This is a genomic window from Alteribacillus bidgolensis (assembly GCF_002886255.1).
GTDB classification, from domain to species: Bacteria; Bacillota; Bacilli; order Bacillales; family Marinococcaceae; genus Alteribacillus; species Alteribacillus bidgolensis.
In genome coordinates this window covers 219,867-232,871 of sequence record NZ_NJAU01000003.1, presented here as the reverse complement: position 1 = coordinate 232,871, position 13,005 = coordinate 219,867, and the positions used below count along the sequence as shown (strand labels likewise).

At 37.9% G+C, this 13,005-nt stretch carries 15 protein-coding genes; 5 read left to right on the top strand and 10 right to left on the bottom strand.

The annotated features are described in order from the left end of the window. Window positions 1–26: 26 nt before the first annotated feature. From CEF16_RS22475 to CEF16_RS22460, 5 genes are all read right to left on the bottom strand, one after another. Entirely contained in the window at window positions 27–440 is a 414-nt protein-coding gene (locus tag CEF16_RS22475) for a hypothetical protein (RefSeq protein ID WP_139186022.1), read from the bottom strand. Window positions 441–859: 419 nt separating this feature from the next. After that, the gene (locus CEF16_RS22470) at window positions 860–2,071 is read right to left on the bottom strand and encodes an NAD(P)/FAD-dependent oxidoreductase (protein ID WP_091588216.1); all 1,212 of its coding nucleotides are present in this window, start codon (window positions 2,069–2,071) and stop codon (window positions 860–862) included. A 184-nt stretch (window positions 2,072–2,255) separates the two neighbouring features. After that, window positions 2,256–2,819 carry a DMT family transporter gene (locus tag CEF16_RS22465; protein WP_091588214.1) on the bottom strand — a complete coding sequence of 188 codons (564 nt, stop codon included), beginning with the start codon at window positions 2,817–2,819 and terminating at the stop codon, window positions 2,256–2,258. A 267-nt stretch (window positions 2,820–3,086) separates the two neighbouring features. Next, window positions 3,087–3,248 (bottom strand): methionine/alanine import family NSS transporter small subunit, encoded by a 162-nt coding sequence (locus tag CEF16_RS23455; RefSeq protein WP_170032342.1) that lies wholly within the window; start codon window positions 3,246–3,248, stop codon window positions 3,087–3,089. An 83-nt stretch (window positions 3,249–3,331) separates the two neighbouring features. Next, window positions 3,332–4,045 (bottom strand): helix-turn-helix transcriptional regulator, encoded by a 714-nt coding sequence (locus tag CEF16_RS22460; protein ID WP_091588213.1) that lies wholly within the window; start codon window positions 4,043–4,045, stop codon window positions 3,332–3,334. Between the two features lie 327 nt (window positions 4,046–4,372). Between CEF16_RS22460 and CEF16_RS22450 the strand changes: the two genes are divergently transcribed. Beyond that, entirely contained in the window at window positions 4,373–4,861 is a 489-nt protein-coding gene (locus CEF16_RS22450; RefSeq protein WP_141395269.1) for an immunoglobulin-like domain-containing protein, read from the top strand. Between the two features lie 579 nt (window positions 4,862–5,440). On the opposite strand, the gene CEF16_RS22445 is transcribed toward CEF16_RS22450, so the two are convergent. Then, a complete protein-coding gene (locus CEF16_RS22445; RefSeq protein WP_091588209.1) occupies window positions 5,441–5,992 on the bottom strand; it encodes an NAD(P)H-dependent oxidoreductase in 552 nt (183 codons plus the stop codon). Between the two features lie 18 nt (window positions 5,993–6,010). After that, window positions 6,011–7,228, bottom strand: coding sequence for an MFS transporter (locus CEF16_RS22440; RefSeq protein WP_091588207.1), 1,218 nt, complete (start codon window positions 7,226–7,228; stop codon window positions 6,011–6,013). A 207-nt stretch (window positions 7,229–7,435) separates the two neighbouring features. Between CEF16_RS22440 and CEF16_RS22435 the strand changes: the two genes are divergently transcribed. Continuing rightward, complete coding sequence (locus tag CEF16_RS22435; RefSeq protein WP_091588205.1) at window positions 7,436–8,347, top strand: LysR family transcriptional regulator; 912 nt, start codon at window positions 7,436–7,438, stop codon at window positions 8,345–8,347. A gap of 426 nt (window positions 8,348–8,773) precedes the next feature. Here the strand turns inward: CEF16_RS22435 and CEF16_RS22430 are convergent, their stop codons facing one another. Continuing rightward, window positions 8,774–8,968, bottom strand: a complete 195-nt coding sequence (locus tag CEF16_RS22430) for a hypothetical protein (RefSeq protein ID WP_091588203.1) — start codon at window positions 8,966–8,968, stop codon at window positions 8,774–8,776. A gap of 356 nt (window positions 8,969–9,324) precedes the next feature. Between CEF16_RS22430 and CEF16_RS25550 the strand changes: the two genes are divergently transcribed. Then, a complete protein-coding gene (locus CEF16_RS25550; protein WP_483860550.1) occupies window positions 9,325–9,471 on the top strand; it encodes a four-helix bundle copper-binding protein in 147 nt (48 codons plus the stop codon). Between the two features lie 104 nt (window positions 9,472–9,575). Further along, a complete protein-coding gene (locus tag CEF16_RS25545) occupies window positions 9,576–9,734 on the top strand; it encodes a four-helix bundle copper-binding protein (RefSeq protein ID WP_483860549.1) in 159 nt (52 codons plus the stop codon). A gap of 62 nt (window positions 9,735–9,796) precedes the next feature. Here CEF16_RS25545 and CEF16_RS22415 read toward each other — a convergent pair whose 3' ends face one another. Next, complete coding sequence (locus CEF16_RS22415; protein WP_091588201.1) at window positions 9,797–10,144, bottom strand: four-helix bundle copper-binding protein; 348 nt, start codon at window positions 10,142–10,144, stop codon at window positions 9,797–9,799. Window positions 10,145–10,223: 79 nt separating this feature from the next. Beyond that, on the bottom strand, window positions 10,224–11,744 hold the full coding sequence (locus tag CEF16_RS22410; protein WP_170032339.1) for a Na+/H+ antiporter NhaC family protein: 1,521 nt from the start codon (window positions 11,742–11,744) through the stop codon (window positions 10,224–10,226). Window positions 11,745–12,085: 341 nt separating this feature from the next. On the opposite strand from CEF16_RS22410, the gene CEF16_RS22405 reads away from it, so the two are divergent. Next, on the top strand, window positions 12,086–12,658 hold the full coding sequence (locus CEF16_RS22405; protein WP_091588198.1) for a cupin domain-containing protein: 573 nt from the start codon (window positions 12,086–12,088) through the stop codon (window positions 12,656–12,658). Window positions 12,659–13,005 lie beyond the last annotated feature (347 nt).

Here is a 13,005-nt window from a genome sequence, read left to right as displayed (position 1 = left end):
CCCCTTCAGCCTAAGGTTATTCCCAATTAGTCATAAAACCATACAAATGATTCTCCACCTGAGTATTTTTTTAAATAAAACTCGGCTTGATCCCCATCTACATATTTACCAATATCTTTGAAGACATGACAACCATTTGAATCGAAATCATTACTACCTGCTGTTTTAAAGTAGAGACCTTTAACACCATTAGAATATACGACATCATCTCTATTAAATGGATCTTCTTCATATAGCCGATAATAACCTGGTTGACTATCAGAACTGAGGCAAATTTTAAAAGCGCCTCCACCAGATAGCCAGATGTCTGACTCATCGCTAAATCTGTCTCCCCCTAGTAAATCCCATTCTCCTGCTCCAGCAGATGCTGTCGAAAACGGAATAATGAAAGCAAACGTTAAAACGAGAAAATACCTCTGGATCCTTTTCCCTTTCATCATGAACTCCTCCTTTTTTTAAATATTCATATGTTTTACGCTACTCATCAAGCTGTATTTTACCATGTTTTTCCTATCAAATCTTCCAATAAAATACAGGATTAAGATATAATGTGAATTTTAGTGATAAATGGCGTATTATTTTCAGGATTATTTGTCGTAAAGAGTTAATTATCTGGATAGTTCCAGCGAAGCTGTCACCAGGAGCAAAATGATGGATTGTATTACAAGCGATCTTTTCATCATGGGGTACCGCCAACATTTTAACGAAAATATACGCTAAAACAATATTTGGAACATACCTTTTTATATTCTTGTGTAGAAACTAAGCAGTCATAGCCTTGACATGGTTAATGATCTACTTATTCTTAGCAATCTACCAATAACTAAACGTCCACCTAGCTTTAGCGGTGGACGTTTAGTTATTTAACAAGGTAATGTGGAGCAGCAGCATCAAAAATTTCTTCGCGATTTCCTGACAAGGGCGGATAAATCTTTGATTGGTTCGTGTTCCGTTTGGTTCTTTTCGCTTCTTCTCCTTGATACTGAGGAATTCGATCCCAACCATTCGTAAACAGAGCTCCCCATTGACCTAAATCAAGACAAGTCACATAACGTTCTTGTTTGTATGGAATTCCTGTCAATCCAAGCAAATCGCATACAACGTTATGGCCGGCAAATTTCCCCTGAGGCATTGCATGCTGACAAGACATCAATGATATATGATTTTCATCGGTTTGTGCTCGAGCGGTATCTCCAGCGGCAAAAACGTACGGCAAACCCTCAATTCGTAAATATGAATCAACTGGCAAACGTCCCTGTTCATCCTTTTCTACTGGAAAGTATTTCGCTAATGGACTCGGCTTTATTCCGGCTGCCCAAATTGTTGTTAGAGAAGGTATACGTTTCCCTGATTTTAAGGTTACTCTATCTGAACCAATGGATGTAACTGTTTCATTTACATAAATTTCTATATGCATATCACCTAAAGCCTCTTCTATAATGGGTCGTGGATTTGCTCCCATGTCAGGACCTACGACAGATTCTCTTTCAATTAAGACTATCCTTACTTCTGATTCTTTATTTTCCTTCCTAGCAATTTCTTTTAAGCGAGAAGTCATCTCCGCAGCTATTTCAATTCCGGTAAATCCACCACCAACAATGACGGCAGTATATTTACCCTCTACGTAAGGTAAATCGGGTAACCCGTTAATATGTTTATCAAGATCAATAGCATCCTGATAGGTATCCGTAGAAAATGCATGTTCATACAATCCAACGATGTTAGGGCGAACTAATTGGCTGCCAGCAGCAAAGACTAATCGGTCGTACGTTAAGTCAATCTGCTCCCTATTTTGATGGATCATTACTTTTTGTGAATGAGTATCTATTTGTCCTACTTCTCCTTCGATCAAGCTGACGCCAGCAGGTTCAAGAACTTGACTAAGAGGGATCCGATAATGGTGTGGATCTTTTTCATAAAAGCGTGGACGTAAGCCTAAAAAGGAATCCCGGTTAATTAAGACCACTTCAACTTCATTTCCTTCGATTTGTAATTCATGAAGTTTTCGCGCAGCACCTACTGCACTCCACATACCGGCAAAACCTCCACCAATAATAACAATTCGTTTCACTTGAATTCCTCCTTTAGGTGTAGTCAGAATTTATTTGATATTTTTACTTCTCAGGATCATAATCAACATTTTGGAATCTGTTTTGAAATTTTTTAGTAGGGTGGATAGCTATGTTGCCCGAAAGTAATAATTCAGTTACCACGAATACTGTCGCTGTAATATCAAAAATAGTAACAGATTCATTTTAAAAAACAGCAGCTAATATATATCCATAAATTGGAGTCATGAATAACCAAGTGTTAGCCCTTACCGTATCCTGTTTCAACAGGTAAAACCAAAGTAGCATCGTACCAATTGAAGTAATAAACACTAACCAGATTAACGATCCTAGTAAATTAAAATCCAATTTTAAAAAGTAATTTTGTTTTTCGAGGATATAGGTTATAGGGATTAAAACAACTCCACCAATAGAAACTTGCCAGGTATTAATGACAATACTCGGAAGATTTAAATTGATTTTTTTAAAATAAACACTTGCAATCGCCATTGATACCATTCCTAGTCCTAAAATAATCAATCCATTTACACTTGCCTCACTGCTTGTGATAGATGGCCGCGTAGCGATTAACAATCCAATAGCTGCAACGATCATCCCTATCCATTCTTGTAAAGAAATTTTTCGTTTTAACCGTATATAGGACAAGAAAGCAACCACAAAAGGATTTGTTGTCACAAATAAATTAAATAAGCCTGCCGATACATTCCTGTGGCTTAGGCCATGGATATTTTTTATGAAACAAATAAACATAAATAAATAGCAAACCTCCAGCAATCAAAAAACGAGTGGTAGCCAATACCAAAGGGGTGGTAGAGTACAAGCCAAACTTTGTGGCTATCGCCGCAGATGACCATAAGAGTGTAAAAAATAAGCCCAATATTGTCTTCATCTTTTTGCTCCTTAAAAAAGCTATTGAAAAAATAACTGTGATTAAAGTTAGATCCACAGTTATTAGGGGGAACTTGGTCTATAACCAAAGTCTATATTTAAATTTTACATACACTGGATTAGAGTTTTTTACTGAAAATCAGAATCTTTTGACCAAATATCATTTGTTTGATTTGCTTTTAAATGTTTGTCTTTTGAACGACTTTTGAAGGCTCGTAAAATGAAATAACCTAAACCACCCCAAATTAAAACCATACTAAAAATCATCACAACGATGGCATCCATTGACATCAAAGTCATCCCCTTTCTAGGTTTAACCCGATTGTAATGGATTTTGAAGTCATAGTTTTTACCGATTGATAGGGATTATTTTTCTAAAATTGATTTTTTCGAAAATGGCTTGGTGTTATTCCCTCATATTTTTGGAATAAACGTGTTAAGGAAGATTGATGTTCTAAACCCACTTGGATAGCAATGTGTAAAATAGGTAAATCTGTATTACGTAGTAATTCTTTTGCTTTATTCAAACGTACTTCCTGTATATAGATTGAAGGGGATTTCCCGGTTTCTTTTAGAAACCAATCCGAATAATAGGAACGATTGTAGTGTTCAAGTGAAGCTAGTTTATTTACCGTAATGTTCTCATTATAATGATCATGGATATACCTAATAGATTTAGGTTGTTGTTCTTGAAGTAAATAATGTGAAATATAAGGATAGAGCTCCGTAAGAGCGGATCGATGTAAAGAATGTTGATCGATTTCATTCAGGATAAGATATCGAATCCCTTTCCATTGATTATTTAATTTATAGGAAACTCCCCTATTATGTAACTTGCTCTTAGTTAGCATAAAATGAGGGATATCTAAAATCAGAAACTCGTTACGTACAACTGAATGAAAAGTATGATCGCACTCGGGAGGAACAAAAAATAATGTTTGGTCATCTAGTTGGAGATTCTGTTCCCCTGCCTTTATCAAAAGTTCTCCTTGAAGAGGCAAGATTAACTGAGCATAACAATGAGAATGAGTGTCTTGAGTAGCTGTATAAGTTCTTCGTTCTGCTACAATTTTTTTGATGGTTTCCATTTTCAATCCCCCCAGTATGAAACTATTCTCTAGAGATTTAGATTTAAATAAACATCATCAAGATCATCTTGTGTCATTCCAATATAGGCTAGCGTAAACGCTTGGGGCCGAGTGATTAAATAATTTCTGTAGGATCGCAAGATCTGGAGGAGCACTTGCCATAAGTGATTATAGCTTTATCGGGGTATTGAAGTATTGTAGCATAAAAACCAGATAAGATGAAAAAGATGCCTTATTCGAGGGGACGGGCAAAAACACCCTAAATGTTTTCCATTGTATTTTCATTCTAAGGAAAAAAATGTAAGATATGAAATGAAGGGGGAATAAATGATGTGGAAAAAAACAATTCCTTTCTTATTAGCTATCCTTTTATTAACGGCATGTTCTGCAGATGCTGAAGGAAAAAGCCGTGATGTATTGTCTCCTATGAATGTCGATGGAGTTTCTTGGGAAACGGAAAAAGAAACATATACCTCTAGCGAAGTTATTTCTTTATCCCTGAAAAACGAGACATCCCATGTTATTTCATTTGGGACTCCTTACGCTGTTGAAAGATATGAGGATGGCAAATGGGTAAAAACGTCATTAACAGAAAACCTTCATTTTACACAGCAACTTATCACACTTCAACCAGGAGAGACTTATCAAACTACTGTTGATTTAAACGCTTTTGAAGATAAAATTTCCCCTGGTATTTATCAGGTTGTTAAAAACATTGACATCAACGGCGAAAAATTTAAAATAGGGGCAGCGTTTCAAATTGTAGAAACAAGTCGAAACGATGAATGTAAAGTCTGTGTCTTTTTGAATATTTAATTATAATAAAATAAAGAGCGTCCGCACTGATGGTTCACGTTCTCTACTTAGGATATAGATGTAGCTTTAATAAAGTTTGATTAAAATAATGCTAACAACCTTGATAAACGAACAAATAGTAAGAGCGTGTTTTGAAAAAAGATTGATCAAAACACGCTCTTATTGTATTTAATTGGGTATTTGTACACGGATTCACTTATCCTTGATATGTATGAGGTCGTAACAGCAAAACGCGGAAATGTAGCTTTGAATTAAAGTTTGATCAAAAATAGCGCATAAACCTGCATTGTATGGAAACTTCAAAGAATACATTTTGAAAAAAGATCGATCAAAATGTATCCTACAATTTTGAATACAGATGGAATTTTTATAAAAAAGTTTGATCATTTATAGCTGTGATCTTCCACAATATCGACCCTATTACAGAAAGAAGGTTATGTTAGATGAGCTTCCAGGAAAGGGTTCATAACCATTTTAACTGGAATCCAAAGCACCTGTTTTTGGTCTTTTCTTTCTATTTCAAAAATAATTGTTGTAAAAAAGTGAAGGAAGCCTATCGCCGATTGGGAATAGTAAAGATTAGTTGAATTTTGACCCTTTACCATTGATACATTTTCTTGTTATATAATTTTTATATTCCAAGGCATCCTTTTTTAAATCGTCATCACGCATTTTTCCTACGCCATGTAGCACAAATATAGGAAGATAAACACCTTTAATTTTGTTGACTGTCGTCTCGAAAGGAAAGGTAAGTTCTTCTATTGTATGGCCATTTAAGCCAGATTGCTGATAATGTTCTTCAGGGGAAAATGTTGAAACGGCTAACCCAAATTCTTTGTCCTTTAATTCATTTCCGTTTCGTCCATATGCCCAACCCTTTGTAAAAACTAAATCAAACCATTTCTTTAATAATGGTGGCGAACTATACCAATACATAGGAAACTGGAAGATAATTCGGTTGTGATTTTTTAATAGTTCCCGCTCTTCTTCAACATTTATTTCTTCATTTGGATATCTTTTATAAAGTTCATGAACCGTGATTCTATTATCTGTTCCCAACTCATTTTTCCTAGCCTTATTGATTCGTGATTGTTCAATATTTGGATGCACTACGATAACTAATATTTTCATGATATATCACTCCGTTTCTTACTTAGTTGGGATGCTTTTAAAATTATCCATCTGAAGCTGTGTATGAACAAAAATCGCTGCAACTCCGGCTATTAAAGACAGGACGGCAGTGAAGGTGGTCGCCCCAAACGCCAGTCCTGTATAATCGATGACGTAGCCAGCGCATACAGGCAGGGTGGCAGCTGGGATGTAACCACCGATATTGAGAATCGCGTTGGTCTCAGCCCTGCGATGCTCCGGAACATGAAGGCCGATGAGTGTCAGACCACCAAGTTGCCCGAGACCCTGACCAACACCAGCAAGAACGGCAGCGATCACGAGTAGCAGGGCAACAGAGGCGTTGACAGCTCCTGCCATACTGAGCATAGACAGGATTGTTGACGTTGCACCAATCAAGAAAATGGTACGCACGGGCAGCTTCTTGAGCATGAATTGTACACCGGTTGCCGCAAGGAACATGACACAGGCTGTGCCACCCGCAACAAGAGGGCTTGTTACATTCAGAAGCTTTGACAAAAGCGAAGGACCAAGGGATAAAACAAAGGATGTCGCAGTAATGCCAGGTGCGAAGACGGCAATCCCGAAAGCCAGATGCAAGCGATTTGCTGACGGCACACTTGGCATACGCAAACGCCATCTGCCCTGTTGAGGAGAGTCAATACGTCTTTTTGGAAGTTTACCCACAACAAGGTAGGCGATCGCCAAGATAACAAGTTCGACCGTGAAGATCGGAACCACTGGGCGGGTCATGACCTCAGCCAAGACACCCGCAAGCAGTGGTCCTAAACCCGCCCCCAACACCATTGTGACGGATGCGGCAAGCGAAGCTAGAGGCTTCCGTTCGGATCCGCCGACATCCATGACCGAGGCCATCCCCGCCGAGACGATGACTCCTACAGCAATGCCCGACAGAAAACGGGCGACGACAAGGGCGACCACCGAGGACGCTGTAGCAAACAGGATGCAGGCGAGGAGAGCTGCCGTCAGACCCGGGTACAGCACAGATTTGCGCCCGAACCGATCAGAGAGCTGGCCGGCGACAAGAAGCGTCACAAGTAGGCCCGCGATATAGGCCGAAAAAACCAGAGTAAGTGTACCATTGGAAAAGTCCATTTCCTTCTGCCAGTACACATAGAGCGGAGTGGGTAAGTTTGAAAGTATGAAGACCGCCGTTACCATCCAGGCGGTTACCCATATACGCTGGAGTTGAGTTTTTTCGTACTTCGTTTGATGCATTTCGCATGCCTCCTTTGAGATCCAGTTTGAGTAACCGGACGTTTAACGTTTGATACTTTTCGCAATCCGTGTATGTCCCCAAACAAGAGTAAAAGAAATTATCCCTAAGAAACTTTGAACAGATCTTAAGGATTTACTATTTGTTTTCATAATATGTTATATTGATATATAACTGAAATACACTTTTTTAATAAGGGGTATAACCAAATGGTTATGAATATGAACAACCTAAGAATATTTATGAAAGTTGCCGAAAAAATGAATATTACTGAAGCTTCTGATGAGCTGTTTATATCACAACCAGCGGTAAGTAAAGCAGTGAAAAATTTAGAAAAATCCCTGAATATTAAGTTGTTCATTAGGGATAAAAAAAATGGATTAATACTTACTGAAGTGGGGAAAGAAATTCTGATCCTGACGAGAAAAATGAAATTTATTGAGAACAAAATATATCAAGTTGCCAATAGGGAAAATAAACTTTTAAGCGGTAAAGTTAAAGTGGGGTCTTTTCCTGCTGTATCAACAAACATCTTGCCTAAGACCCTTGCTTTATTTAGGTCAAAATATCCACTAGTTAATATAGAACTCGTGGAAGGCACCTCCAATCAAATAAAGGAATGGGTAGAGGATCGAACGGTTGATATGGGAATCGTTTCATCTCCTTTTGATCCATATGAATTTAAAATATTAAACAAGGATTACATGGTCGCCATCATTCCAGAAGATCATGAATTAAATCAAGAAAAACAGATTCACCTGGAAAAGTATCAGAATGAAATGATCTTCTGTAAAGGTGGACACGAAATTGCTATATCAAAAATATTCCAAAAAAATAATATTGAATTTAAAGAGAACCTAACCGTCCAAAATGCGGAAACGTTGATTAATATGGTTAAAAATAACTTAGGTATAGGTATTGTTTCAAACTTTACACTTTCTTCTGTGTCACATCATTTAATCATAAAGGATATTAATCCAAGGATAACTCGTGATATCGGTATCATTACACACTCATTTGATGAAGTCACACCTGCAACAAAAGAATTCATTAACGTTATGAGCCAATATCATAAATCTGAGCCTTTTTCGACTGAAGAAATTGATGATATTAACGAATAAAAGCCAACTAGAAAAATAAATTTTCCGGTTGACCTTCAATGACCAACAACTCTTATTTAACATCCGGCCCGATTGGGGAACAAAAAATTCCTGCATATCAATACAGGAACTTTAATCAAAGTTTATTTTAAATCAACACTTAATTCCACCAACATCACTTAAGTACTTAAGTCACCTTTATGTTGACGAACAATAAAGTTGTTTAATTTTCTTGGCATAAACCTACAAAGATCCCCATTCTAAGTAGAATGGGGATTAAAATAGTTGTTTGATTTGTAATAGTATATAATTTATTGTGCTTACAAATTGTTGTGTCTCATCGGTGCATTTGGAGCTCGGCGACAGCCTAGCAGCATGCCAACCGAGGGGAGGCAAGGGGAAAAGGGGAGATTTTTAAGTGGTTTTCTTAAAAATACGACCCGGCCCTTACCGAACCGAGAGCCTTCCTGATTCCAATTGAAGAGATTTTTCTCGTTTTTGCTTCGCTATTTCCATACTTTTCTTAGCAGCTTCTTCAAATACATCTTGAAGCTCATTTACATCAATTCCCTTTGCAGATACTCCAGACGTTTGAAATAATGTTAGTGTTATCAACAAGGTTGCAACAAGTAATTTTTTCATTTTTGTCGCCTCCATTTTTTGAATTCACTCCCATTATACATTTTTTACCATAAGCATCAAGTATCCAAAAACGTTCGTTTTTGAGACAAGTTGTATGATCATTTGAAACCCCCCTGTGAATTTTAGAGATAAATGGCGTATTATTTTCAGAATTATTTGTCGTAAGGAGTTAATTTCTGGACCGTTCCAGCGAAGCTGTCATCAGAAGCAAAAGATATATTGTATTAACAAACGATCTTTTCATTGTTTTACTCTAAGTGGTAGCATCAGGCGGGACTTAAAATTTAAGAGTCACTAAATACAATAAAGCCTAATTTCTCCTTTAAAATGTTGAGAAATTAGGCTTTTATCACTACATAATCGCGCCCGCTTGGGATTGTGCTGATGTATGTACGTTAACAGCAAAGTACCTCGCACGTTGTAGCAAGTTTTCGAAATCTATGGCCTCATTATGGGGTACAAACAGCAAAACGCGGAAAAACAACGTTAAGAGTTACTTGTAAAAAAAGATTAAATTGTAGGTCGTATAAACCTTCATAAATTTACATAACACGTGTATGCTTCATGTGATAAAATCCCTTTTATTTATGCTATTTAAATTCATAACGTGGTAAATCCGCATTTTGTTGGCGATACCCCATTATGTGCAGAAATTTGTGAAATTTGCGGTTATAACTGTTTACAACATCCCGATAAACCATCACAACGATGTGGTCAAGTTTGCTTACATTGCGCTCAAGCATGTCGCAGCTTTGCTATGGCTTAACTGGTTGTTGAATAACTGTGAATAGAAAAGCAGGTGACGACATCCACCTGCTTTTTTCTAATTTATGAAGCCATTTTACGGCATTCCTCTGCACATTGACGACAAAATTTCGCACACTCTTGACAATGAGCATCTTGGAACTTCTCACATTCCGTTGCGCAGTCATCACAAATGGTCGCGCAAAGTTGGCAGAACTGTTTCCCATACATGCTTCCGCGAGACATCCATTGAGAAGCCATTGCACAAATGTCTGCACAATCCCTTAACATGTTAATACAATGTGCCCGTGCTTGCACGTCAGGTTCTTTAAAACAAGAGGTTAAACATTCTTCACAAGCTTGCATACATTGATTACAAGCATTGATACACGTTTGAAATTGTTGAACAGATGAATCGACAACACTTGGCATAAAGCAATTTCCCCTCCCTTCTATTTAACCCTCGTTTTTTAAAATTTGCTTATTTCGCATCATATATACATTGGGGGGATTAGACGAAGAAAAAAGAAACACCAATAAACAAAATCGCAGATAATACAGCTGCAGTCATATTGTAAGGCGTCATGGCACGTACATACTTCATATGATCAGCATCTGCAATCCCAGCAGACATGGCTGTCATTCCCGAAACAGGGGAAGTGACATCCCCAAATGTTCCACCGGAAAATACGGCTGCAACGACTAACGGAACGGAGCTTCCTGTCGTTACGGCCAATGGAATAGCGACAGGCATCATAAGGGCCCAAGCTCCCCAGGAAGAGCCAATAAAATAAGTCACAGCTGCTGTCACAGCAAATACGAGAACAGGTACCCATACGGCTGGTAAATTTCCTTCCAATGTTCCTTGGATTAAGGAAGTAAGCCCCAAATCTTGTGAGACATCAGAAATAGGCCAAGCTAAAAGTAAAATAATAATGGTTGCCATAAGTTTATTGCCGCCTTTTATGAAACGGTCCGTCATTTTTTTAAGCTTTAATCCCTGGACAAGATACAACCCAATGGAAGCAGCAAGAGTGACCAATAAGGATAAAAGCATCATTCTTGATGGTTCATCGCTCCCCCACATGAGGATAAAACTAAGTGAAATAAGAGTGATGATCGGGGCAAATAGATTTAAGAGACGAGGTTCTAATACCGGTTCTTCATGGTCCATCCCCATCTCCATCTTCATGCCGTGCTCTTTTTTCTCCCCTTTCATGGCTACCCCCATTTGGTCTTTTGCGCTTTCGGCTTTATCTTGATTTTCATCTCCGAATTCTCGTGAAAATTCGGTAGCAAATGCAGGTTTGTCCGGAACCCGACCTGTTCTATTCTTTGCGGTATCTTTTTGATCGATATTCATTAGGTTTTTCATGGTTCCAAAATTAAAGGCTGGTATTAAAGATAACAAGGCAATGGCAATCGAGAGATAGCTAAAAAAGTGAAAAGGAAGGGAACGGATAAACAAAGCTAGAGGATCACCACTTATCCCCGCAGCCTGCATTCCTTTATTTAACACTCCAATGATGTAGCCAATAAACGTCGTGGCCATTGGAATAAGAACAATCACAGGACTTGAAGAATTGTTTAACATGTAGGCTAAACGTTCTTTGGCAACGTGATACCGTTTAGCTAATGGTTTAATCATCGCACCACCAGCAACAACACGAAACCCACAGTCCATAAACGTAATCGGTAAGAGTCCCCACGATGTAAGCAGCGTTTGATTGGGTCCTTTAATGTATTGGGCGATCCAGCGAGCAAACGCCTGAACTCCACCAGATGCTTGAATCAAAGCGACTAATCCACTAAAAATATAGAGAAATAACAAAACATCCAAATTACCTGTATCGGTTAAAACACCCATTATGTATGAAACGGTTTGATTTAAGGATTCTACCCAAGAACCTGTGTATAAAAGGCTTCCGACCCATAACCCAATAAGTAAAGACGGGATGACTTGTTTTGTCCACATGGCAAAAATGATCGCTACAACAGGGGGAACGATCGATAACCATAGTTCAGTAGGCATAAGTACAATCATCCTTTCTAAAGGAACAATGACATGTTTGTATTATGCTCTACTGAAATAAAAAAATTCCCTCTTTAAGAACTCAAAATATAATTTTTAAAAAATACACGCTGTGAAATGTATTTTTGGCTAAAGATGATTTATATGATATTTGCGGATCATCTATCTAAAACGGTTAACCCTCTCTAGACATTTAAAGTGTCTTAATTATATTAGCGTTTTACTCAAGTAAAATGAATGCGATCACAACGAATTCACTGGATAACTCACTATTAGTGAAAATACATTCCCTAGACATCGTGCATAGGATATTTTGTAAATCTGTGAAAGGAATGATCAAAATGTACTATGTTCCTTATATGTATCCATACTATGTTAACGTACCTATTTATAACTATGGAAGACAGCCTGTGTACTGGACGACACCAGAAGAGATTGAACATGTAAACAGATTTGGTGATTGCTATTGGCAATCACCAGTCATGGGAGGAAGAATTGAATTAAAAGATTATGGAACGGAACCATTTGTGGTAAATATTGATGAGGTTACAAAGCAAAACAATACATTTCGTACCGCGTTATGGACCGGAGATCACTTACAAGTTACTGTGATGAGTATCAATGTTGGGGGAGATATCGGTTTAGAAGTCCACCCCACCGTTGATCAATTCTTGCGTATTGAAGAGGGGCAAGGAGTCGTTCAAATGGGGGATACGAAAGACCATTTAGATTTTGAAAAAAGAGTGTATGATGATTATGCCATCATGGTACCTGCAGGTACATGGCATAATATAACTAATACGGGTAATAAACCACTTAAACTTTATACTATCTATGCACCACCTGAGCATCCATTTGGTACGGTTCATCAAACGAAAGCAGACGCAATGGCAGCTGAAGAAAACTATGAATAATGGTTCAGTATTTTAATTCAAAAAGTATTATGGTTCAAAAAATCATCTTTCCTCATCGGGCGCTATTCCTGAAACAGGCATAAGCGCTCATTTTTCATTCTAGGGACAGATTCTTGGTGCGAAATGTTCCTGACTCAAATGAAATATGGTCACACAATTTCGATAAAGATCAAGAAGTATTAGGTTTCTAAAACTGAAGGGTTATGTCGAGGAGTCGAATGATGAGGTAACGCTCTGAAAGGCTCCCTCTTCGTCGAATAGTATGCTGTTTAGTAAGAAAAAGCGTATTATAAGCTCGGCTAATAGGTGCGAGAATTTACCGTAACAGTTTGGCTGACGAAATCCTC

Bases quoted from the DNA above. Each gene is read 5' to 3' on its own strand.
- CEF16_RS22475 (WP_139186022.1), bottom strand. From the start codon at position 440: ATGATGAAAGGGAAAAGGATCCAGAGGTATTTTCTCGTTTTAACGTTT.
- CEF16_RS22465 (WP_091588214.1), bottom strand. From the start codon at position 2,819: ATGTTTATTTGTTTCATAAAAAATATCCATGGCCTAAGCCACAGGAAT.
- CEF16_RS23455 (WP_170032342.1), bottom strand. From the start codon at position 3,248: ATGTCAATGGATGCCATCGTTGTGATGATTTTTAGTATGGTTTTAATT.
- CEF16_RS22460 (WP_091588213.1), bottom strand. From the start codon at position 4,045: ATGGAAACCATCAAAAAAATTGTAGCAGAACGAAGAACTTATACAGCT.
- CEF16_RS22450 (WP_141395269.1), top strand. From the start codon at position 4,373: ATGATGTGGAAAAAAACAATTCCTTTCTTATTAGCTATCCTTTTATTA.
- CEF16_RS22445 (WP_091588209.1), bottom strand. From the start codon at position 5,992: ATGAAAATATTAGTTATCGTAGTGCATCCAAATATTGAACAATCACGA.
- CEF16_RS22440 (WP_091588207.1), bottom strand. From the start codon at position 7,228: ATGCATCAAACGAAGTACGAAAAAACTCAACTCCAGCGTATATGGGTA.
- CEF16_RS22435 (WP_091588205.1), top strand. From the start codon at position 7,436: ATGGTTATGAATATGAACAACCTAAGAATATTTATGAAAGTTGCCGAA.
- CEF16_RS22430 (WP_091588203.1), bottom strand. From the start codon at position 8,968: ATGAAAAAATTACTTGTTGCAACCTTGTTGATAACACTAACATTATTT.
- CEF16_RS22415 (WP_091588201.1), bottom strand. From the start codon at position 10,144: ATGCCAAGTGTTGTCGATTCATCTGTTCAACAATTTCAAACGTGTATC.
- CEF16_RS22410 (WP_170032339.1), bottom strand. From the start codon at position 11,744: ATGCCTACTGAACTATGGTTATCGATCGTTCCCCCTGTTGTAGCGATC.
- CEF16_RS22405 (WP_091588198.1), top strand. From the start codon at position 12,086: ATGTACTATGTTCCTTATATGTATCCATACTATGTTAACGTACCTATT.